General features: G+C 29.6%; 25 protein-coding genes. 23 read left to right on the top strand and 2 right to left on the bottom strand.

Annotated features, from left to right (window positions below; translation table 11 throughout):
• The first annotated feature begins 3 nt into the window (after window positions 1-3).
• Genes mreC through msrB form a run of 9 tightly spaced genes read left to right on the top strand, consistent with a single transcriptional unit; the run spans window position 4 to window position 9,120 of the window.
• The gene (mreC, locus tag ACTTAU_RS06690) at window positions 4-1,212 is read left to right on the top strand and encodes a rod shape-determining protein MreC (protein ID WP_438304282.1); all 1,209 of its coding nucleotides are present in this window, start codon (window positions 4-6) and stop codon (window positions 1,210-1,212) included.
• On the top strand, window positions 1,213-1,719 hold the full coding sequence (gene mreD, locus ACTTAU_RS06695) for a rod shape-determining protein MreD (protein ID WP_438304280.1): 507 nt from the start codon (window positions 1,213-1,215) through the stop codon (window positions 1,717-1,719).
• A complete protein-coding gene (gene mrdA / locus ACTTAU_RS06700) occupies window positions 1,712-3,586 on the top strand; it encodes a penicillin-binding protein 2 (protein WP_438304278.1) in 1,875 nt (624 codons plus the stop codon). Before mreD ends, mrdA begins: the two co-directional genes overlap by 8 nt.
• A complete protein-coding gene (gene rodA / locus ACTTAU_RS06705) occupies window positions 3,587-4,711 on the top strand; it encodes a rod shape-determining protein RodA (RefSeq protein WP_438304277.1) in 1,125 nt (374 codons plus the stop codon). It abuts the gene before it with no gap.
• A 50-nt stretch (window positions 4,712-4,761) separates the two neighbouring features.
• Window positions 4,762-6,003, top strand: coding sequence for an NAD(P)/FAD-dependent oxidoreductase (locus tag ACTTAU_RS06710; protein WP_438304274.1), 1,242 nt, complete (start codon window positions 4,762-4,764; stop codon window positions 6,001-6,003).
• Entirely contained in the window at window positions 6,004-6,906 is a 903-nt protein-coding gene (locus tag ACTTAU_RS06715) for a DMT family transporter (RefSeq protein WP_438304273.1), read from the top strand.
• The gene (locus ACTTAU_RS06720; protein ID WP_438304271.1) at window positions 6,899-7,849 is read left to right on the top strand and encodes a D-2-hydroxyacid dehydrogenase family protein; all 951 of its coding nucleotides are present in this window, start codon (window positions 6,899-6,901) and stop codon (window positions 7,847-7,849) included. The genes ACTTAU_RS06715 and ACTTAU_RS06720 overlap by 8 nt, the downstream gene beginning before the upstream one ends.
• Window positions 7,850-8,746 (top strand): histone deacetylase family protein, encoded by an 897-nt coding sequence (locus ACTTAU_RS06725; RefSeq protein ID WP_438304269.1) that lies wholly within the window; start codon window positions 7,850-7,852, stop codon window positions 8,744-8,746. It begins immediately after the preceding gene.
• A gap of 2 nt (window positions 8,747-8,748) precedes the next feature.
• Complete coding sequence (gene msrB / locus ACTTAU_RS06730) at window positions 8,749-9,120, top strand: peptide-methionine (R)-S-oxide reductase MsrB (RefSeq protein ID WP_085114647.1); 372 nt, start codon at window positions 8,749-8,751, stop codon at window positions 9,118-9,120.
• Here msrB and grxC read toward each other — a convergent pair whose 3' ends face one another.
• Window positions 9,121-9,375 (bottom strand): glutaredoxin 3, encoded by a 255-nt coding sequence (gene grxC, locus ACTTAU_RS06735; RefSeq protein ID WP_438304267.1) that lies wholly within the window; start codon window positions 9,373-9,375, stop codon window positions 9,121-9,123.
• A gap of 3 nt (window positions 9,376-9,378) precedes the next feature.
• Entirely contained in the window at window positions 9,379-9,675 is a 297-nt protein-coding gene (locus ACTTAU_RS06740) for a TIGR03643 family protein (protein WP_438304265.1), read from the bottom strand.
• Between the two features lie 116 nt (window positions 9,676-9,791).
• On the opposite strand from ACTTAU_RS06740, the gene ACTTAU_RS06745 reads away from it, so the two are divergent.
• The 14 genes from ACTTAU_RS06745 to ACTTAU_RS06810 all read left to right on the top strand — a co-directional run bounded on the left by ACTTAU_RS06745 (window position 9,792) and on the right by ACTTAU_RS06810 (window position 20,711).
• Window positions 9,792-10,406, top strand: a complete 615-nt coding sequence (locus tag ACTTAU_RS06745) for a LysE family translocator (RefSeq protein WP_438304263.1) — start codon at window positions 9,792-9,794, stop codon at window positions 10,404-10,406.
• Between the two features lie 82 nt (window positions 10,407-10,488).
• Window positions 10,489-11,730: an amino acid ABC transporter substrate-binding protein gene (locus tag ACTTAU_RS06750; protein ID WP_438304261.1), complete on the top strand. Its 1,242-nt coding sequence runs from the start codon at window positions 10,489-10,491 to the stop codon at window positions 11,728-11,730.
• A gap of 62 nt (window positions 11,731-11,792) precedes the next feature.
• A complete protein-coding gene (locus ACTTAU_RS06755) occupies window positions 11,793-12,686 on the top strand; it encodes a branched-chain amino acid ABC transporter permease (protein ID WP_085114642.1) in 894 nt (297 codons plus the stop codon).
• Window positions 12,686-13,735 (top strand): branched-chain amino acid ABC transporter permease, encoded by a 1,050-nt coding sequence (locus ACTTAU_RS06760; RefSeq protein WP_438304259.1) that lies wholly within the window; start codon window positions 12,686-12,688, stop codon window positions 13,733-13,735. The genes ACTTAU_RS06755 and ACTTAU_RS06760 overlap by 1 nt, the downstream gene beginning before the upstream one ends.
• Window positions 13,732-14,472: an ABC transporter ATP-binding protein gene (locus ACTTAU_RS06765; protein WP_085114640.1), complete on the top strand. Its 741-nt coding sequence runs from the start codon at window positions 13,732-13,734 to the stop codon at window positions 14,470-14,472. The genes ACTTAU_RS06760 and ACTTAU_RS06765 overlap by 4 nt, the downstream gene beginning before the upstream one ends.
• Window positions 14,472-15,257: an ABC transporter ATP-binding protein gene (locus ACTTAU_RS06770; protein ID WP_438304258.1), complete on the top strand. Its 786-nt coding sequence runs from the start codon at window positions 14,472-14,474 to the stop codon at window positions 15,255-15,257. Before ACTTAU_RS06765 ends, ACTTAU_RS06770 begins: the two co-directional genes overlap by 1 nt.
• 1 nt (window position 15,258) lies before the next feature.
• Window positions 15,259-15,963, top strand: coding sequence for an AzlC family ABC transporter permease (locus ACTTAU_RS06775; protein WP_438304257.1), 705 nt, complete (start codon window positions 15,259-15,261; stop codon window positions 15,961-15,963).
• Window positions 15,953-16,276 carry an AzlD domain-containing protein gene (locus tag ACTTAU_RS06780; protein WP_438304256.1) on the top strand — a complete coding sequence of 108 codons (324 nt, stop codon included), beginning with the start codon at window positions 15,953-15,955 and terminating at the stop codon, window positions 16,274-16,276. The genes ACTTAU_RS06775 and ACTTAU_RS06780 overlap by 11 nt, the downstream gene beginning before the upstream one ends.
• A gap of 10 nt (window positions 16,277-16,286) precedes the next feature.
• Window positions 16,287-17,198 (top strand): glutarate dioxygenase GlaH, encoded by a 912-nt coding sequence (glaH, locus tag ACTTAU_RS06785; protein WP_438304254.1) that lies wholly within the window; start codon window positions 16,287-16,289, stop codon window positions 17,196-17,198.
• A 150-nt stretch (window positions 17,199-17,348) separates the two neighbouring features.
• Window positions 17,349-17,993, top strand: a complete 645-nt coding sequence (locus ACTTAU_RS06790) for an outer membrane beta-barrel protein (RefSeq protein ID WP_438304253.1) — start codon at window positions 17,349-17,351, stop codon at window positions 17,991-17,993.
• Between the two features lie 92 nt (window positions 17,994-18,085).
• A complete protein-coding gene (locus tag ACTTAU_RS06795; RefSeq protein ID WP_438304251.1) occupies window positions 18,086-18,853 on the top strand; it encodes a pyrroline-5-carboxylate reductase in 768 nt (255 codons plus the stop codon).
• Window position 18,854: 1 nt separating this feature from the next.
• Window positions 18,855-19,640 carry an ABC transporter ATP-binding protein gene (locus tag ACTTAU_RS06800; RefSeq protein ID WP_438304248.1) on the top strand — a complete coding sequence of 262 codons (786 nt, stop codon included), beginning with the start codon at window positions 18,855-18,857 and terminating at the stop codon, window positions 19,638-19,640.
• A 1-nt stretch (window position 19,641) separates the two neighbouring features.
• Window positions 19,642-20,004, top strand: coding sequence for a DUF2306 domain-containing protein (locus tag ACTTAU_RS06805; RefSeq protein WP_438304247.1), 363 nt, complete (start codon window positions 19,642-19,644; stop codon window positions 20,002-20,004).
• Window positions 20,004-20,711, top strand: coding sequence for an ABC transporter ATP-binding protein (locus ACTTAU_RS06810; RefSeq protein ID WP_438304246.1), 708 nt, complete (start codon window positions 20,004-20,006; stop codon window positions 20,709-20,711). Before ACTTAU_RS06805 ends, ACTTAU_RS06810 begins: the two co-directional genes overlap by 1 nt.

A 20,711-nucleotide genomic window follows, 5' to 3' on the forward strand; every position in this document is an offset into this window, starting at 1 on the left:
TCAATGGCCTCAAGCAGAGATGATTTTGTCATAGCATTTAGATCTGCTTTTTTAAGGAAAGAAACTAAACAAAAATTTTCGTTATTAACATTATTATTTGTATCTATTCTTATAATTGTTTCATCAAATTTAAATTTTAAAATTATCAAAGATTTAAAAAGTATAATTAACGAAGCTGTATATAGATCTTCTTTTATTGTTTCTGTACCAGAAAACTTAATAAAAAATTATTATTTAAAAATTAATGAATATTCGAACTTTTATGAAGAGTATTTAAGAATCAAAGAAGAGTCGAAAAATTTTGAAGCAAAAGAAATATTAAATGAAATTATTATAAATGAAAACGAAGAATTAAAAAAATTAATTGAAGATTTTACTTTTACAAAAAATAAAATTTTAGCAAAGGTAATTGTTGATCATGATAGTCCTTTTTCAAAAACAATTATAATTAACAAAGGTAGTAAAGATGGATTAAAAATTGGTACAAATATTTTTGATAAAAATTACTTAATTGGAAGAGTTATTGAGACAAATTTCAAAACATCTAGAGTATTATTATTATCAGATCTTAATTCAAACGTTCCAATATCCATAGTGCCGGGAGATATTCAAGCGATTGTGGTGGGTGACGGGGTAGATTCTGGTAAAATTAAATACATCAAAAATAATTTAATTGAAGAAATTCAAGATCAAAGTATTGGCTATACTTCAGGGACAGGTGCTCTATTTAGAAGCGGTGCTCCAGTTGGAAGAGTATCCTTCAATCAAAATGAATTTTTTGTAAATTTTTATAGCGATTTTAGCCAACTTAAATATGTTTTGGCTGAAATTGAGACTAAAACTAACAATGTTGTATTAAGTAATAATGCTGAAGCAAATGTGGATTCTGCTCAGAATGGAGAGTCTATTAAACTTAACTTATTAAATGATCAGATTAATATTTTAAACGAAACAAATAAAAAATTTATTGAAGAAAATACTGAATTGGCCTCTCAGAATAAAGATCTATTAATACAAAATAATAAATTAGAAGATAAAATAAAAAAGCAAACTAAAGAAATTAATCAGAATAAATTAGATCAAGAGGAATTTGAATTCCTGAGATTAAATTTATTATACAGTGCAAAATGTCAAAAAACTATTTTTAAGAAAGGTTATAAAGTAGGTACGCCAGAATATAAAAATTGTATTCTAAAAAGAGGAAGAGAATAAATGATCATTTTTAAAAGAAATAAATTTTTATACAAGCTTTACACATGGTTACCAATTTTATTTCTTTTCTTTTCAGTTTTAAATGAATTTGATTTAAATTATTTAAAAATTGAATATTTTTCATTTAATTTTCCTTTTGTATTAATTTTTTATTTTACACTTAAAGAATATAAAAGATTTGATTATTTATTGGTTTTTTTTGCAGGTCTAGTGAATGATACTGTAATTGGGACACCTTTAGGATTGAGTTCATTTTCATATATCTTTGTTTGTATATTTTCAGCCTATTTAAGAAATATAACTATAAGGCCAAATTTAATTAAGGATTGGTTTTATTTTTTATTTGTCATCACTTTAATTAATTCAATGAATTACCTAATTTTATTTTTTTTCTTTTCTTATGAGCTGGATATAATGTTTTATGTGATTAATAATTTGTTCACGTTTTTGTTATATATACCAATTTCATTTATTTTTGATAAGTATTTAAAATCTGTAAATGATTAACCAAAGCGACAACGTTTTAAAATTAAATTCTATTAATAGAAGAATGTTTATTTTAGCTGCTGCTAAAGTAGTTATATTAGGTGGTATAGTTTCAAGGTTATTTTTTTTGCAAGTTAAAGAAAATAAAAGATATCTAACTCTTTCTGATAAAAATCGAATTAGAGAATGGAAATTACCACCTATAAGAGGAAATTTTGAAGATTACTTTGGTAACACTATTGCTGGAAATTTTGAAGCATATGAACTTCATTTAATTCCAGAAGAAATAGAAAATTTTAGATATACAATTAATAGAGTTAGAAATATTCTTCAATTATCGGATAGTCAATTTCAAAAAATTTTAAAGAAAAAAAATCAAATTAAACCTTGGGAAAATTTAATAGTCTCTAATAATCTTACTTGGGAGAATTTTTCTAAAATTAATAATAATTTATATGATTTAAATGGTGTTAAACCAGTAATTTCTATTTCTAGAAGTTATCCATTTAAAGAAAATTTTACACATGTATTAGGGTATGTGAGTCAAGCAAATGATGAAGATATTCTGTCTAATGAAATTATTAAAGAGAAGTTTGTTCAAGGTCTTAAAGTTGGGAAAATTGGTTTAGAAAAAACATTTGAGAATGACCTTATTGGAAATAATTCTATAGAGAGATATGAAGTTAATGCTTATGGCAGAAGAATTAGCCAATTAGAATTTCAAAAAGGCAACAAAGGAAAAACAATAAAGCTTACCATAGATACTGAGGTGCAAAAATTGGCTAATGAATTATTGAAGGAAAAAGCAGGATCTATATGTGTTATGGATATTTTTACAGGTCATGTGGTTGCTATGCATTCTTCGCCATCTTTTGATGCTAATAAATTTGTGTTTGGAATCAGTAATGATGATTGGCAATTGATTAGAAATGATCCAATGAAACCACTTGTTAATAAATCATTATCTGGAAATTATTCACCTGGTTCAACTATTAAACCAATTGTAGCTTTATCAGCATTTGAAAATAAAGTTGTAAACTCAAATTTTAGAGTAAATTGCAGAGGGCACAAGAACCCTCTCGAACTTTATGGACAAACTTATCATTGCTGGAAAAAAGAAGGTCATGGAATTGTAAATATGAGAGAGGCAATGAAACAATCATGTGATACCTATTTCTATGAGATTGCAAGAAAGCTTGGTGTAGATAAATTAAGTGATACTGCAAAAAAATTTGGTCTAGGAAAAAAAGTCTTTGGGGATTTATTTGAAATTGAAAAATCTGGTTTAATACCAAGTACATTTTGGAAAAAAAATGCCCTTGGTAGAAATTGGTTGCTTGGAGAAACTATTATTACAGGTATTGGGCAAGGGTATATTCAAACAACACCTATTCAACTTTGTTTAATGACAGCCCAAATTGCAAACGGGGGGCATAAGATAATCCCAAAAATAATTTTAGATAGTAAAAGTGAAGAAGAAGATAAATTTGCACCTATTGTAGAAGACGCAAAAAATATGAAATTAGTACAAGATGCTATGTTTAGCTCAACTAACGAAGTTAGAGGAACTTCATATAGATCAAGAATAGATGATCCAAAATATCAATTTGCTGGGAAAACAGGAACGGCTCAAGTCAAAAGAATTACAAAACAAGATCGAAAGTTAGATCTTGATACTTCTGAAATACCATATGAGGAAAGAGATCATGCTTTATATGTAGCGTTTGGGCCTTACAAAAATCCCCGATATGCTGCAAGTATTGTCATAGAGCATGGAGGGTCAGGAGGAAGTGTAGCCGCACCGCTTGCAAAGAAATTATTTAAAAAGATAATTGACCGACACGAAATTAGAAAAAATTTTGAAAGTAACAAATATTTAAATATTTAAATGTATCTCCACAACAGATTAGAAAATAGAAATAATTTTTTTCAAAAGATAAAGGATATTGATTTTATTTTATTGATAGGGATTTTACTTCTTGGATTCATAAGTGTTTCAACAATGTACTCTACTGATGGAGGTCAAATATTATTTCATACTAAAAGTCATTTTATAAAATTTGTAGTCTTTACAGGATTAATGTTAATAATCTCTTTTTTAAATATAAGGTTTTGGTTTTCTATTAGCTACATTGCATACCTAATTTTAATTCTAATGTTAATTTGGACTATAAATTTTGGTATAACTGCCTCAGGTTCTCAGAGGTGGATAAATTTATACTTTATTAATCTTCAACCCTCTGAGCTAATGAAAATTTTTATAATTTTATGCTTGGCTAAATACTTCCATAGAAAAAGATTAGAAAATGTTAATTCATTTTATTCTATCATTGTTTCAATGATTATTATTTTGTTACCTATGAGTTTAGTAATTATTCAGCCTGACTTGGGAACTTCAATTCTAATTTCAGTAAGTGGAATTTTGGTTTTATGGTTTTCAGGCTTAAATCATAAATATTTTTTTTACTCATTTTTGATATCTATTTTGTCTCTTCCTTTCATTATATCTTTTTTAAAACCCTACCAAAAACTGAGAGTGTTGACATTTTTAAATCCTGATAGAGACCCACTTGGCGCCGGATATCAGATTATCCAATCGAAGATTGCCGTAGGTTCTGGAGGATTATTTGGAAAAGGTTTTTTACAAGGAACCCAGAGTTATTTAGAATTTTTACCTGAAAAACATACAGATTTCATATTTACTTTATTTTCTGAAGAATTTGGATTTTTAGGGTCAGTTTTTCTCTTATTATTATATGCGATTATAATTTATCGGATTATTAAAATAGGCTCTATATCCAGAAGTTATTTTGCCAAATTATTTTGTTATAGTTTTGGTGGTTCACTATTTGTGTTTATTGTCATTAATATGAGTATGGTTTTAGGTTTATTACCTATAGTTGGTTCTCCATTACCAATCATGTCTTACGGAGGATCATCCATGCTTGCGACAATGATAGGCTTTGGGATTGTTATGAGTGCTAAAATCCATAGTAAGCAGTCAATCGCTTAAGTATAATTTGTCGCTTAAAAAACAATCATAAAAAGAAGTATACTTTTTTTATGAGTAGCAATCCCAAAATTGGAATAGTAGGTGCTGGAATTCAAGGAGTATCAAATGCACTTTTTTTACAAAAAAAAGGCTTTGATGTAACTTTGTTTGATAGAGATGAACCTGGAAGCCCAGCTGCTTCATATGGAAATGCAGGTCATTTTTCTCCTTATGCCTCTCTTTCATTGAATAGAACAGATGTACTTGCAGATGTACCCGCAATGCTTTTAAGTTCTACTGGTCCTTTAGCACTTAAGTGGAATTATGTGCCAAAAATGATTCCATGGTTTATCAAATTTATTTTAAATACATCAAAAAGAAAAATGATGCATACAGCAAAATATATGCATCAAATTTTAGATCTTGCTTTACCAGCTTATGATGAATTATTTGATGAAATAGATTTAGAGGGGCTAGTTGAGAACAAAGGGATTTTGTATATTTGGAATGACAAAGATTTAAAAAGTAGAGAATTAGAAATAAAAGTAAGAGATGAATTAGGCGTTAAACAACAATTGGTAAATAAACATGAAATTCATGATTTAGAACCAAATATAAGACCATTTTATCATGCTGGTGTTTATTATCCTTATGCAAGGCATGCAAGAAATCCAAAAAGAATACTTCTAAAACTATTTGAACTTTTTTTAAAGAAAGGTGGAAAATTTGAAAAATCTAATATTGAAGAAATAAAATTTGAAAATGAAAAACCTATTTTTAAAACAGAAAAAGATGAATATAAATTTGATAAAATTGTTATCGCATGTGGTGCTTTTTCTAAAAAGTTGACAGATAATCTTGGAGAAAAAATTCCACTAGACACCGAAAGAGGTTATCATGTTCATTTCAAAGACTGTGATCATCTTTTGTCTAGACCAGTTATTTTTTCTAATAGAGGATTTGGTATAACACCAATGGAGCAAGGCTTACGAGTAGTTGGCACTGTTGAATTTGGAGGTTTAGAAAACCCTTTATCAAAATCTAGAATTAAAAATTTAATCAATAATGCAAAATATATGTTAGGTGATTTACCAGAGCATGAGGATGAATGGTTAGGGTTTAGACCTACTTTGCCAGATTTTTTACCTGTCATGGGACCTTCAAAAAATTATAAAAATGTATTTTATTGTTTTGGACATCATCATTTGGGCTGGACACTTGGACCAATATCTGGGAAGATTGTGTCTGGAATGGTAGCTGAAGAAAACACTAACTTAGATTTAAATCCATATAGCTCACATAGATTTGCTTAAGTGAGTAAATCATCAAATTTCTTTGCTTATATATATCTATTATTAACTGTTAGCTTTTGGGCTGGTAATTTTATCGTTGGAAAATTTGCCAGCTTTTATGAAGTTCCTCCATTTTCATTAAACTTTTATAGATGGTTTTTTGCATGGTTGATACTCGCCCCATTTACACTTCCAGAACTGTTTAAAAAAAAAGATTATATTTTAAAGAATTATAAACTTTTTATCATTCTTGGGATAACCAGTATTACAGTATTTAATTCAATTGTTTACTATTCATTAAATTTTACTCAAGTCATCAGTGGTGTGTTGATGATTTCAACAATACCTGTCATGATTATGTTTTTTTCTTCAATTTTAAAAACTGAAAAAACAAATATTTTTCAATTGATTGGAGTAATTTGTTCTTTTACTGGAGTAGTTTTAATCATTACCAAAGCAAATTTTGAAATTTTGTTAAAATTAGATTTTAACAAAGGGGATTTAACAATGGTTGTTGCTATGCTTTCATGGGCAATTTATTCAGCATTACTTAAAAAACAATCTTATGAGATTTCTCAATTAGGGTTGTTAGAAATTATCATTACTTTTGGCCTATTATTTTTGATACCAATTTATTTTATTGAATATCAAATGGGTTTTAGGATTACATTAGAAAAACCTTTTTTCTTTATTCTTGGGTATGTAGTTTTGTTTCCTGGCCTTGCATCATTTATACTTTGGATAAAAGGTATTTCCATGATTGGTGCAAATAGATCAGGAGTTTTTCTTCATTTAATGCCAATTCTAAGTGCAGTAATGGCAATAATTATTTTTGATGAAAAATTTATGTTTTATCATATTTTAGGAGCAGTATTTATTTTAACAGGAATAATTCTTTCAAATCAAAAGAGGTCAAATGCTTAAAGTTGCTATATTAGATGATTATCAAAATGTTGCTCAAGAATTTGTAGATTTAGAAAAATTATCTGGAAAGTATGAATTTAAGATATTCAGCGAACCATTTGTAGATGAGGCAGATGCTCTAGATCAGTTATCAGAATTTGAGGCACTTTTAATTATGAGAGAGCGAACTCCTATGACAAAAAATTTAATTGATAATTTAACCAAACTTAAATTTATTATAACAAGCGGTTCAAGGAATAAAGCAATTGACTTAGAAGCAGCTAAAAAAAGAAAAATAGTTGTTTGTGGTACCGAAATAAATTTTTATCCAACCTCAGAATTGACTTGGGCACTAATGTTGGGTTTAGCAAAAAATTTTAAAGAAGAAATAGATAATATGTATCAAGGTTATTGGCAAACATCAGTCGGTATTGATCTGAGAGGAAAAATTCTAGGACTAATTGGATTAGGTCGTGTTGGGTCAGAAGTTGCAAAAATTGGGAAAGCATTTGGAATGCAGGTAATGGCTTGGAGTGAAAATTTAAATCTAGATAAGTGTAAAGAGCTAGATGTTCTGCCTTGCAGTAAAGAGGATTTAATTAAAACTTCAGATTTTTTATCAATTCATGTGCAAGGCGGTGAAAGATATAAAGATTGTATCACACTTAAAGAGTTAGATAAAATGAAGAAAACTGCTTTTATAATTAATACTTCACGTGGTCCCATTATTAATGAAGATGATTTGATTATTGCATTATCAACCAATGTTATTGCTGGTGCTGGAATTGATGTTTATGAAAAAGAACCTTTACCAGAAAATAATAAATTAAGGTTTTTACCAAATGCATTACTCACTCCACATATTGGATATGTAACTGCAGAAAATTATAGTATTTTTTATACTCAAATGATCGAAGACCTTGAGGCATGTGTTAATGGTAAGCCTATTCGTGTAATTGAGTAAATGGAATTAGCAGTAATTAATCACGATGACTATTTTGCAAAAATTGGTGATGATCATAAGTTTCCAATAAATAAATTTGGAGAGTTGGCTAAATATCTCTTAGAAAAAAAAATAATTAATAATTTTCATAAGCCATATCCGTGCTCAGTTGATACACTTAAAGGAGCTCATTCTGAAACTTATATAAATAATATAATCAATAAATCACTAGACCAAAATCAGGTTAAGAAAATTGGTTTTCCATTAGTTGACAGTGTTGTCAAAAGATCTTTAGTTGCAACAGGTGGAACAGTTTTAGCCGCAAAATTAGCATTAGATACTAGGATAGCTTGTAATACTGCTGGAGGAAGTCATCATGCAAATTTTGATGAAGGAGCAGGATATTGTGTATTCAATGATGTTGCAGTGGCCGCTCAATATCTACTAAAAAGAAGTCTAGTTAAAAAGATAATTATAGTTGATTTAGATGTTCATCAGGGAAACGGAAACTCAGATATTTTCAAAAATAATAATGATGTATTTACTTTTAGTATTCATTCTAAATCTAATTATCCAGCTAAAAAATCAAAAAGTGATTTGGATATTGAATTAGAAGACAATACTGAAGATCAGAAATATATAGAAATTCTTAAAAACAATCTTCATGATTTAAATAAGGAAAAATTTGATTTCGCCTTTTATATTGCAGGAGTTGATGTTCATTACAATGACCGTTTAGGTAAATTGAAATTAACCGATGAAGGGATAAAAAAAAGGGAAGAGTTAGTAATTGAAAATTTTTTTTCTAAAAAAATTCCTTTCTGCGGTGTATTAGGTGGCGGTTACAACAAAGATTTTAAAAAACTTGTAGAATTACATTCAATATTACATGAAACATGTGCTAAATTTGTTAATTAATTATGAATAAAAAAAATCCAAACCTAACAGCTGAACAAAAATTAGTGATGTTTGAAGATGGTACTGAAGCACCTGGATCTAGTGAATTGAATAATGAAAAAAGAGTTGGAAGTTACCACTGTGCAAACTGTGGGATAAAACTTTTTGACTCTGATGCAAAGTACGAAAGTGGTTCAGGTTGGCCATCTTTTTATCAATCATTACCAGATGTTTTTGATACAAAAACAGATCATCTATTAGGTTATGGAAGAACTGAATACCACTGCAAAAATTGTAATGCACATCATGGTCATATTTTTGATGATGGGCCGAAACCTACTGGAAAAAGATTTTGTAATAATGGTGTGTGTTTAGTTTTTAAACCAAAAGAATAATTATTTTAATAGTTCCTGAAGCTTATTTTCTTTCTCTAATGCACGAATATCATCATATCCGCCAATGTGTTGATCATCAAAAAATATTTGTGGAACTGTTCTTCTGCCATTAGCCTTTTTAATCATTTCATCTATCGCACCATCTGTTGTTGCAATATTAATTTCTTTGTATTCAGCATTATTTCTAGCTAATAATCTTTTAGCTGCATCACAAAAATTACAAAGTGGACCTGTATATATAGTTACTGATTTCATGATTTATAAATAGTCACTTTTTTTTATTTTACTAGCTATTTCTTTTCTTGAGTATTCAAACTTTTTTTTATGCTTAATACTTTTTTCATGAACTCTTCTTCTCCACAATCTGAATGATGACGGTTTAAGAGTTTTTCTCATAATCTTGATTACTTCAGATTCTGATTTTCCGGTTTTTTGTTTAATTTCTTCAAAAGTTATTCTATCTGCCCACGCTGCCCATATGATCCAGTCGGGATCATCAATTTTAGGTTCAGGATTTTTAACTTTTGTGACTGGGCTATAGCCTTTTTTTTTCATAAATCCTTTATATTTGAAAAAAATCTATAATGCATTTTTTTTGAGATTTGCTATATTGGTTTAGATAGTCCTTCTTAGCCATCTTTAGCTCCCGGTTTTTAAGGACTATCCAAATAATGCTTCCTTTAGATTTTATACTCTATCTTCAGATTATAATTTTTTTGTTCATTACCCCAGGAACACCAAGAGTAGTTATAATTTCTTACTCGATGAATTATGGAGTTGGGAAATGTATATGGTCAGCTTTTGGAGACGTAACTGCAAATTTTATTCAAGCAGTTTTAGTTGTATTCGTCATAGGTTCTTTTTTTTCTGAAAACTCAATCATACTGAATATATTTAAGTGGATTGGGGTTTTTTATATCCTGTATCTTGCTTATGATATTTTTAAGTCACGTCCAAAAAATCTAACTGAAAAAAGTATAATTAAAAAAAGCAATTTATCTTTTTTTAAAGATGGTTTTTTAGTTGCTGGCACAAGTCCTAAAGCTTGGATGTTTTTTCCTTTTATATTTCCTCAATTTATAGATTTTAACTCAAATCTTTTAACACAGTTTGTAATTCTTATTACATCATACATCGTGTTGGATTTTTTATCTTTAATTGGTTATGCAGTGCTCGCACAAAAACTAATTAAATGGATAACAGCCAATCCGAAAACAATAAATACAATTTCTGCGAGTGTTTTAGTTATAATTGCTTTTATTATTGTTATTTCACAACAATATTAACTTAATTTTTGTCTTCTTGAACTATTACGCAAAGTAAGTTTTAATTAATCATTAATTAATTAATAAACCAAAGGAAATAAAAATGAAAATAACTAAAATTATTTTAAGTTTTGTTTCTGCAGTTGCAATTTTATTATCTTCTTCTGCAATATCTTTTGCAAAAGTTGTTGGAGATAAGATAATTTTAGGATCTGCGATTTCATTAACTGGTAAATATTCATCTAATGGTGTTCATACTCAAAACGGTTACAATATGGCTGTTGATAGAATTAATAGCATGGGTGGAGTTAAAGTTGGTGGAAAAACTTATAAGTTTGAAATCATTTATTATGATGATGAGTCAAACCCAAAAAGAGCAGCACAACTTGCAGAAAGATTAATCTCTCAAGATGGAGTTGAGTTTATGCTTGGCCCATATTCTTCAGGATTAACTAAAGCAATAGCTCCTGTAACAGAGAAATACGGAGTGCCAATGGTTGAAGCTAATGGTGCATCAAGATCTTTGTTTACAAAAGGCTACAAATATTTATTTGCAGTGCTTGCACCAGCAAATTTATATCTTGATGTTGCAATCGATTTAGCTGTAGAGAAAAATGGTGGTAAACCTGTAAGAATAGCACAAGCATTTGAACAAGATGCTTTTTCTCAAGATGTAAGATTAGGTATTCTTGAAGCTGCTGAAAGAACAGGATCTAAAATCATTATTGATGATAAATTACCCAAAGAGCTAAATGATATGGCTGCAACTTTAGCAAAAGTTAAAGCTGTAAAACCAGATGTTTTAGTTGTTTCAGGTCACACAAAAGGTGCATTGACTGCAGTAAGACAAATTGCTGAGATGAAAGTTGATGTTCCAATGTTAGCAATGACGCACTGTGATGCGGCTAAGCTTTCTAAGCAACACGGTAAAAACTCTGAGTTTGCTCTATGTGCTTCTCAATGGCATAAAACATTAACTTACAAAGATGATTTCTTTGGTAATGGCATGAAGTATGCTGCTGACTTTGATAAGGAGTTTGGTTACGACCCTCCATATCAAGCTGCAGAATCTTCTGCTGCATTGTTAGTGTTTAAAGATGCTTTTGAAAGAGCAGGATCTTTCGATAAAAAGAAAGTTAGAGATGCTCTAGCAGCAACCAACATGCAAACATTCTATGGAAACATCAAATTTGCCGAAGGTGGTCAAAACGTTGACAAACCAATGGTACTTTTCCAAGTAATGTGTAACGATGATGGAAGTAAATGTGAGAATAAAGTTGTGGCTCCTACTAAATGGGCTTCAGCTGAGTTAATACATCCAATTCCAAGTTGGTCTTCAAGATAATTTAAAACTAAAGAATGCCCTCTAGTAATAGAGGGCATTTTTTTATAAAAGAATTTTTATTTATGGATTTTTTAATATTCCAAGTACCTATGCTTACATTACAAGCAACCTTAGATGGTTTGCTACTTGGAATTTTATTTGCATTAATTGCTTATGGTATGGCTCTTCAATGGGGCGTGATGAACATTATCAATATTGCTCAAGGTGATTTAGTAATTTTAGGTGGATATATTGCTTACTTTATGTATCTTTCTGGAATTCATCCAGCATGGGGAATTATCGTGTGCCCTATAGTGATGTATTTTGTTGGTGTTGGGATTTATAAAACAGTTATTAATAAAGTAGTTGATAGAGATTTATTTATCTCAATTTTAGCAACGTTTGGAATTAGTATTTTAATGATGCAATTAATGAATTTTGCATTTGGTGCTGATGTTGTGCTTGCAAACTCAGAATTTGGTACAACTATGTTATTTAATAATTCGGTAACACTACCAAATTCTAAAATATTTTCTGCTGTTGTAAGTATTGTCTTTGCTATTTGTTTAGTTTTATACATGAAAAAATCAAAATTAGGACGAGCAATTAGAGCAACAGCTCAAAATGCAAGAGCTGCAAAGATTTTAGGTGTTGATACAGAAAAAGTTTATGCAGCAACTTTTGGAATTAATGCTGCTTTATGTGGTGTAGCAGGCGCTTTGATTGCAATTACTTTTACAATTCATCCTTATATGGGACTTCCATATACAATAAGATCTTTTATGATTGTAATAGTTGCAGGACTTGGAAATTTACCAGGTGTTGCTATGTCTGGAATGGGACTTGGAGTTTTTGAAGAATTTGCAGATTATATCTTTGGAACAGAGTTTAGAATTGGGTCTGTATTTTTATTACTGGTTTTAATATTAGTTTATAGAAGATTTAAACTTTCAAGAAAAAGGGAGTATTTAAAATAATGAATAGAAACTTATTATTATATGGATCAATATTAGTTTTTGGTTTAGTTGCCCCATTTATATTTCCAGCTTTTAAAGTTCAATTATCAATTCTTTGTATCTTAATTATTTTAGCAACTACCTGGAATATTCAAGGTGGTGAAATGGGGTATAATACTTTTGGTAATATTCTTTTTTATGGACTTGGGATGTATCTCTGCGCCTCAGTTCAGGTTGGAATGTTTTTTCCATTAGCTGAATGGACAGAAGGTGGTGGAGAAAAAACATTTGTTCATACACCTGCACAGTTTTTCCAAGGTATGGGAGTTGGATTATTAGTTGCAGCTGTAGTTCCAACTATAGTTGCAGGTTTAATTGGTTATTCAATACTTGGATTAAGAGGTCATTATTTTGCGATTTGTACATTAGGACTAGGAGTGGCTGCTGGAGAAATTTCAGGTGGTATTGAAATCATTGGAGCTGGTCAAGGTTTTACAACACCTCCTTTTCCAAACATTGGAAGTACTGAAGCAAGAGGAGAATTCTTTTACTATCTAAGTTTTTTAACTCTTGTTCTTACTTTTGTAGTGGTCAAAGCTATTTATTCAACAAGGTTCAGATTAGTTTTAAATGCAATAAGAGATAACGAAGATAAAGCTGAAGCAATGGGTATTCAAACTATGAAATATAAAATTACTGGTTGGATGATTTCTGCTTTCTTCTGTGGTTTAGCAGGTGGAATTATGGGTGGTTTAGTTGGCTATATCGATTCTACTGATGTTGCTTTTGATGGAAGAGAAATGGGAGTGTTTATGGTTTTAATGGCAATCCTTGGAGGTAAAGGAACTTTATGGGGACCAGTAATTGGTGCAACATTGTTTCATTTTTTCAAAGAAGGTTTTTGGACTTTCTTTTTAGGTTGGCAGTATGTTGCTTTAGGCGTTTTGATTGTAGTTATAGTAATTTACTTTCCAGAAGGTTTAATGGGTTGGTTAAGAGAAAAATATCCTGAGAAATTTGGTGAAGTAGTTGATGAAGAAGATCGTAGGGCACAGGTGGAATTAAAGTGAGCATATTAGAAGTAAATAATGTCAGTAAATCTTTTGGAGGCGTAAAAGCCAATGTTGATATTTCAATGTCAGTTGAAAAAGGTTCTATTGTTGGTCTAATTGGTCCAAATGGATCAGGTAAAACAACATTATTTAATTCGATTGTTGGGACTTACCCGATAGACTCTGGCTCAATAAAATTTAATGATAGAGAAGTATCTGAATTACCAGTTCCGGTAATTGCAAAACTTGGCTTACTTAGAACTTTTCAACAAACTAGAATTTACAGCAAGCTAAATTGTATAGATAATATGTTAATTAGTCACAAAGCTAGTGATGAAAGTTTTAAAGCTATATTTTCCAAAGTTCCAGCAGAGTTAACAGATAAAGCTGAAAATTTATTGAGTTTTGTTGGGTTATTTCAAAAAAGAAAACTAAGAGCTGGAGACTTGTCATTTGGTCAGCAAAAATTATTAGAACTTGCAATGGCTTTAATGAATGAGCCAGAAATGCTTTTATTAGACGAACCAACAGCAGGTATAAATCCAACTTTAATTAATGGAATTATTGATAGATTAATAAAAGTTAATCAAGATTTTGGAATAACCTTGTTAGTTATTGAACATAATATGAGAGTTATTATGCAATTAGCTCAGAATATATTTTGTTTAGCACATGGCAAAATGCTTGCAAATGGAACTCCGGATGAAATTAGAAATGACAAAAGAGTAGTTGATGCCTACTTAGGAGCGCAATAATGGCAAATCAATATGAAGTCTTAGGGAAAGCACCAGAAGCAGAAGATTTAAAAAGATTATCACCAAATAATATTCATTTAACCATAAACGGACTTAATGCAGGTTATGGCAAAATGGAAATACTTCATAATCTCGATTTATTTGTCAGCAAAGCACAATCACTTTGTTTAATTGGACCAAACGGAGCAGGTAAGTCTACGATTTTACATTCAATATATGGTTTTACTAATATTTTTAGTGGAAAAATTGAAATAGATGGCAAAGAAATCACCAATCTAACACCTGCCGAAAAATTAAAGTCTGTAGGAATTGCATATATCCTTCAAGATAATTCTGTATTTCCAGATATGACTGTAGAAGAAAATTTATTAATGGGTGGTTATATCAAAGACAAAACAGAAGAATCATATGAGGAAGCTGAAAAGATATTTCAAAAATATGAAAGATTAAGAAATAGAAGAAATCAACCTGCAAAAGTTTTATCAGGAGGTGAGAGAAGATTATTAGAAATATCAAGAGCATTAGTGATGAAACCATCAGTATTGTTAGTAGATGAACCATCGATTGGACTTGAACCAAGATATATTGATATGGTTTTTGAAATACTAAAAGATCTTCAGCAAAATGAAAAAAAAACTATCATTCTAGTTGAGCAAAATGCAAAGAAAGGTCTAGAATTTGCAGATATTGGTTACGTTTTAGTTTCAGGCCAAACTGCAATCGCTGGAAAGGGTGATGAATTATTAAATAACCCAGATGTTGGTCGCTTATTCTTAGGCGGTTAATTTGATTAATCAAAAGTATTTTCTAAAAGGTTTTAAATCAATTTTAAAAATTGATAGTCCAGCTATCGCTTTAGGTTGCTGCTTTATTGCTATAGGTGCACTTTTTAAAAATTTAGGTTTTAATATTCAAGAAAGTGTTTTTTCAACAATGTTAACTTACGCATTACCAGGCTCTTTGGTAATGGCCGAGTCACTTTTGGTTGGTGCTTCTTTATTAAGTATTTTTATTGCTGTTTGGTTTGTTAATGCGAGGCTTTATCCAATGGCAGTTTCTCTATTTCCATTAATGATGACTGAAAAACAGCCAAAATGGAAATATGTCTTATCGTGTCATTTTATTGCAGTTTCTGCTTGGCTTATTATGAAAAGTAATTATCAAACTATAGAAAAAGAAAACAGAGTAGATTTCTGGATTGGTATTGGCACTGCAACTTGGACAGTTTCAGTTTTAGCAACAATTTTAGGTTTTTATATTTCAGACTATCTTAACAAAGATATGTTGATGGGCTTAGCAATTTTAAATCCAGTGTATTTTATTTGTATGATGGTTGGCGCAATGAAGACACTGCAAATAATTCTTTCAATTGTATTTGGATTTATAATGGGTCCAATTTTTTATTTTTTTTCCCCTCAATGGTCAATATTACTTGGAGGTTTTGTTGCTGGGTCGGTTGCTTTTTTAATTGGAGAACTTAATGGCAATTAATATATTTTTAGCAATTTTGGTTACTTCTTTAGCCACTTTTCTATCAAGATTTTTAGGATTCATATCTTCAGTAAAAATTAAAGAAACCTCAAAACTTTTTAGATGGTTTAATTGTCTTGCATATTCAACTTTGGCAGCTGTCATTGCAAGAACAATAATATTTCCTGTTGGTGTGTTAGAGGAGGCAACATATTTGAGTAGATTGTTAGTTGTAATTTTTAGTTTAATTATTTTTTTTATTTCAAAAAAAAATTATGTTTACCCAACAATTTTTTCAGCTATTAGTATGGCATTATTAAATAATTTGTTTTAAAATATTGTGAATGAAAAATATTCCTGGTTTAGAAATCACTGAAAATAGTTCTTCTAAGCGTATTTTTAATATCAAAATCAAAAAAAAAATTACTAGTGAATTAGTAGATTTATTTAAACGATTTGATTTAACTGCAATTGAATACAAACCATTTACCAGATTTACTATTGCAAAATTTTTAGATGACTTAACTAAGAATGAACTTAGCAAATTCCTTAATGATATTTTAAGAGACAGAAAAACTGGATGTTTTATTATTGGACCAGAAACAGTTACCAATGAAACTAATGATGTTTTTTTAGTAAAATTATCAACAGCAGTAACTCATTTGATTGGGAGACCAAATCATGACTCTATGGCTGGTAAATTCTATGCTCGTTTTCATGTAAAGCATGAAGATAAAAGCGACTCTTATTTAAGAAAAGCCTACACAAATATGGATCTTCATACTGACGGAACATATGTTAAAGAAATTACAGACTGGTTAATGATGACTAAATTAGAAGAAAAAAATGTTGAAGGTGGAGAAAGTGTAATGCTTCATTTAGATGACTGGGAATACTGCAAAGAATTATACGATGATCCAACAGGAAGAGAAAACTTTTACTGGTCTTCACCTAAAAGCAAAAATGTTAATTATAAAGTTGAACACCCAGTTTTTTTTGAAGATAGCAAAGGTTTACCGCAAATTTCTTATATAGATCAATTTCCTGAACCAAAAAATATGAAACAAGGTCAATTTTTACAAAAATTATCTGATGCACTAGAGGGCAGTAAAAATAAGGTTATAACAAAATTACCAGTTGGTTCAGCAATTGTCGCAAATAACTATTTTTGGCTTCATGGTAGAAAACCTTTTAAAGAAAATAAGAGCTTAAAACGAGAGTTATTAAGAATTAGAGGAAGTTTTTTTGCTAATTAATACAATTCATAATTGTAGAAAAAAGATAAATTTGTTGCAAAAATACAACAAATTATAAAAAACAATTTTTTACTATTGTAAAACCTTTTTATTTTCTAATAACTTTAATATAAGTGCTTTAAAGTTAACTTAAATTTATAAGGAATATTCATGAAAAAAATAATAACAATTTGCTTTTCTCTATTATTGTTATCCACTAGTGCTTATTCAGCAACCTTTTCTATCGGTGCATCAGGAAATATAGCTGCATATGCTGCATCAGGTACTGAATCGGAATTTGATGCTGGCGCAATAGTGAGTTCTAATAGAGAAACTGGAGCTTTCACGACTGAATATGGATCGGTGTTTGGAGAAATCGGGATAAACGAGATATTTTCAGTTGGTGTAGATTACGTTCCAATGACGTTTGAAACACCTGTGAATAAATCTAACGAAGATCAAACTAACGAAAACAGAGTACACGCTGAATTTGAGGATCTTACTACGATTTATGCTAAGATAAATATACCTCTTGGTGGAACATACCTTAAAGTTGGTTATTCACAAGTAGATGTGCTAACAAAAGAAGCAATGAGCTCAGGTTCTACTTATGGAAATGATACAACACAAGGACCAACTTTAGGCTTAGGATATAACCATGATGTTTCAAATGGTTTTTCAATAAGAGCTGAAGTCTCAGCATCATCTTTTGACGATGTTTCTGCTAATAGCGGAGCAGGTGCAAATAGAACGCAGTATGATATTACTGATATGATTGGTGCTAGAGGTACAATTTCTTTAGTAAAAACATTTTAATTAAAAAGTATTTACTTTAATTTAGAAAAAGCCCTCATTAAAGAGGGCTTTTTTTTTGCTTAATTTGTAATTTAATCACTATAATACTAGTTATGAAAATTGGTTTTATAGGTATAGGAAAAATAGCTTCTTCAGTAATTATTGGAATTTGTAATTCAAAGATTAAATATAAAAAAATATATATTTCATCCAGAAATAAAAAAACATCATTAGCTTTAAAAAAAAGATTTAAAAAAATAATCATCTCTAAAACAAATCAAGATATTGTTGATAAATCAGATTGGGTTTTCTTATCTGTCACACCTACAGTTGGTGAAAAGATTATTAAAGATTTAAAATTTAGAGCAAATCAAAAAGTCATTAGTTTCATTTCCACAATTACTTTATCTGATCTCAAGAAGATGATTAAAAAAAATATAGATATTGTAAGAGCTATACCATTACCTCCAATTTCTCTACAAGAGGGTCCCATACCTATTTGCCCACCTAACAAAAAAGTTAAGGCTTTTTTTGATAAACTTGGCTCAACAGTTGAAATTAAAAATGAAAAATTATCAATTAATTTTTGGTCCACATCTGGCATGATGGCATCTTATTACAACATATTAGATACGATGAGTGTATGGCTTAATAAAAGAGGTGTGAAAAAATTAGATGCCCAAAAATATGTAACTTCATTATTTTTAGCATTATCAAAAGATGCAGTAATAAATTCTGATAAAGATTTGAAATTATTAGTTAAAGACTCTCAAACACCAAAAGGTTTAAATGAACAAGGTTTAAAAGAAATGATTAAAAAAGATGTTTATAAATCATTAATAAATTCTCTAAATAGTATTTACAAAAGACTAGATAAATAAAGTGTCAGAAAACATTTTAGAAATTAAAAGTTTATCAAAAAATTTTGGAGGATTGTCTGCAGTATCTAATTGTTCTATTTCTGTTAAAAAAGGAAGTATAACAGGAATAATTGGACCTAATGGCTCTGGTAAAACTACACTATTTAATTTAATAGCTGGCAATCTTAAATGCTCATCTGGAAATATTCATTTTAATAATGAAGATATTACTGACATTCCTTCATATGAGCTATTTTCTAAAGGATTACTTAGGACATTTCAAATTGCACATGAATTCAGTAATCTCTCAGTTTTAGAAAATCTTATGATGGTTCCAGCTAATCAGTCTGGTGAAAATTTAATGAATAATTTTTTAAAACCAAATCTTATAAAACAAGAAGAACAAAAAGTTAAAGATAAAGCTATAGAAGTAGTTGAATTTTTAAATCTTGGTCATTTAACAAATGAACTTGCTGGAAATTTATCTGGGGGACAAAAAAAATTACTTGAGCTTGGAAGAACTATGATGGTCGATGCAAAATTAGTTTTACTAGATGAAGTGGGAGCAGGGGTGAACAGAACATTATTAAAAGATTTAGGAACAGCAATTGAAAAACTAAATAAAGAAAAAGGTTATACATTTTGTATGATTGAGCATGACATGGATTTTATCGGAAGATTATGTGACCCAGTAATTGTGATGGCCGAAGGATCTGTTTTATTTGAAGGTAAAGTAGAGGATGCAAAAAAAGATGAAAAAGTCATCGAAAGTTATTTAGGCAGAGGTTCAAAATTAAAAGATAATTAATATGACAATAACTTCACACCTATTATTAGCAATTTTAGCTGTTGGATTTGGTTTTAAAAATCTTCTATCAAAAAAAGGTGGATTAACTCATAAGATAATAGGTTGGATTTGGGTAACTTTAATGATGTATGTAGCCATATCTTCTTTTTGGATCAAAGAATTGAATAATGGATTATATAGTTGGATACATTTACTAAGTATTTGGGTAATAATCTCTTTAACTCTTTCAATCTATTTTATTAGAAAAAAAAAGGTACTTCTGCATAAAATTTTTATGGTTGGAAATTTTATTGGTTTAACTTTAGCAGGTATTTTTACTATTTTACCAGGAAGATATATTCCTGAAACTCTAGGCTTATTTTAATGGCATATTTTGAAGGAAAAAATATGACAGGAGGATATGGTAATGGACCAGATATTATCAATTCTTGTTCAGTTAAAGTTGAGAAAGGTGAGATTGTTTCAATATTAGGTCCAAATGGAGCAGGAAAATCAACAGCAATGAAAGCTATGCTTGGTTTATTAAACTTAAAGTCGGGATCAATAAAAATAGATGGAAAAGATATAACAAAACTTTCACCACAGGATAGAGTTAAAGAAGGAATATCATTTGTCCCCCAAACAAAAAATGTATTTGCAGGTATGACCGTAGAAGAAAATTTAGAGATGGGTGCTTTCTTAATATTAGATGATTATAAAATAATTATTGATGAAATTTATTCTTTGTTTCCAATCCTTAAAGAAAAAAGAAATCAATTAGCAGGAGAATTATCAGGAGGACAAAGACAACAAGTTGCACTAGGTAGAGCTTTAATGATTAGACCTTCTGTTTTGATGCTGGATGAACCTACTGCAGGTGTTTCCCCAATAGTAATGGATGAATTATTTGATCATATTGTGAAAGTAAAAAGAACAAATGTTGCTATATTAATGGTTGAACAAAATGCCAAACAAGCTTTAAATATTTCAGATCGTGGATATGTGCTTGTAACTGGTGAAAATCGTTATTCTGGCTCAGGTCAAGAATTATTAAATAATCCAGAGGTGAGAAGATCTTTTTTAGGTGGTTAA

This window comes from Candidatus Pelagibacter sp. HIMB1505 (assembly GCF_052047915.1).
Lineage (GTDB): Bacteria > Pseudomonadota > Alphaproteobacteria > Pelagibacterales > Pelagibacteraceae > Pelagibacter > Pelagibacter communis_A.

Bases quoted from the DNA above. Each gene is read 5' to 3' on its own strand.
- ACTTAU_RS06805 (WP_438304247.1), top strand. From the start codon at position 19,642: ATGACAATAACTTCACACCTATTATTAGCAATTTTAGCTGTTGGATTT.
- ACTTAU_RS06760 (WP_438304259.1), top strand. From the start codon at position 12,686: ATGAATAGAAACTTATTATTATATGGATCAATATTAGTTTTTGGTTTA.
- ACTTAU_RS06710 (WP_438304274.1), top strand. From the start codon at position 4,762: ATGAGTAGCAATCCCAAAATTGGAATAGTAGGTGCTGGAATTCAAGGA.
- mreC (WP_438304282.1), top strand. From the start codon at position 4: ATGGCCTCAAGCAGAGATGATTTTGTCATAGCATTTAGATCTGCTTTT.
- ACTTAU_RS06810 (WP_438304246.1), top strand. From the start codon at position 20,004: ATGGCATATTTTGAAGGAAAAAATATGACAGGAGGATATGGTAATGGA.
- glaH (WP_438304254.1), top strand. From the start codon at position 16,287: ATGAAAAATATTCCTGGTTTAGAAATCACTGAAAATAGTTCTTCTAAG.
- ACTTAU_RS06750 (WP_438304261.1), top strand. From the start codon at position 10,489: ATGAAAATAACTAAAATTATTTTAAGTTTTGTTTCTGCAGTTGCAATT.
- ACTTAU_RS06725 (WP_438304269.1), top strand. From the start codon at position 7,850: ATGGAATTAGCAGTAATTAATCACGATGACTATTTTGCAAAAATTGGT.
- ACTTAU_RS06780 (WP_438304256.1), top strand. From the start codon at position 15,953: ATGGCAATTAATATATTTTTAGCAATTTTGGTTACTTCTTTAGCCACT.
- msrB (WP_085114647.1), top strand. From the start codon at position 8,749: ATGAATAAAAAAAATCCAAACCTAACAGCTGAACAAAAATTAGTGATG.
- ACTTAU_RS06745 (WP_438304263.1), top strand. From the start codon at position 9,792: ATGCTTCCTTTAGATTTTATACTCTATCTTCAGATTATAATTTTTTTG.
- grxC (WP_438304267.1), bottom strand. From the start codon at position 9,375: ATGAAATCAGTAACTATATATACAGGTCCACTTTGTAATTTTTGTGAT.
- ACTTAU_RS06790 (WP_438304253.1), top strand. From the start codon at position 17,349: ATGAAAAAAATAATAACAATTTGCTTTTCTCTATTATTGTTATCCACT.
- mrdA (WP_438304278.1), top strand. From the start codon at position 1,712: ATGATTAACCAAAGCGACAACGTTTTAAAATTAAATTCTATTAATAGA.
- ACTTAU_RS06770 (WP_438304258.1), top strand. From the start codon at position 14,472: ATGGCAAATCAATATGAAGTCTTAGGGAAAGCACCAGAAGCAGAAGAT.
- ACTTAU_RS06755 (WP_085114642.1), top strand. From the start codon at position 11,793: ATGGATTTTTTAATATTCCAAGTACCTATGCTTACATTACAAGCAACC.
- ACTTAU_RS06740 (WP_438304265.1), bottom strand. From the start codon at position 9,675: ATGAAAAAAAAAGGCTATAGCCCAGTCACAAAAGTTAAAAATCCTGAA.
- mreD (WP_438304280.1), top strand. From the start codon at position 1,213: ATGATCATTTTTAAAAGAAATAAATTTTTATACAAGCTTTACACATGG.
- ACTTAU_RS06720 (WP_438304271.1), top strand. From the start codon at position 6,899: ATGCTTAAAGTTGCTATATTAGATGATTATCAAAATGTTGCTCAAGAA.
- rodA (WP_438304277.1), top strand. From the start codon at position 3,587: ATGTATCTCCACAACAGATTAGAAAATAGAAATAATTTTTTTCAAAAG.
- ACTTAU_RS06795 (WP_438304251.1), top strand. From the start codon at position 18,086: ATGAAAATTGGTTTTATAGGTATAGGAAAAATAGCTTCTTCAGTAATT.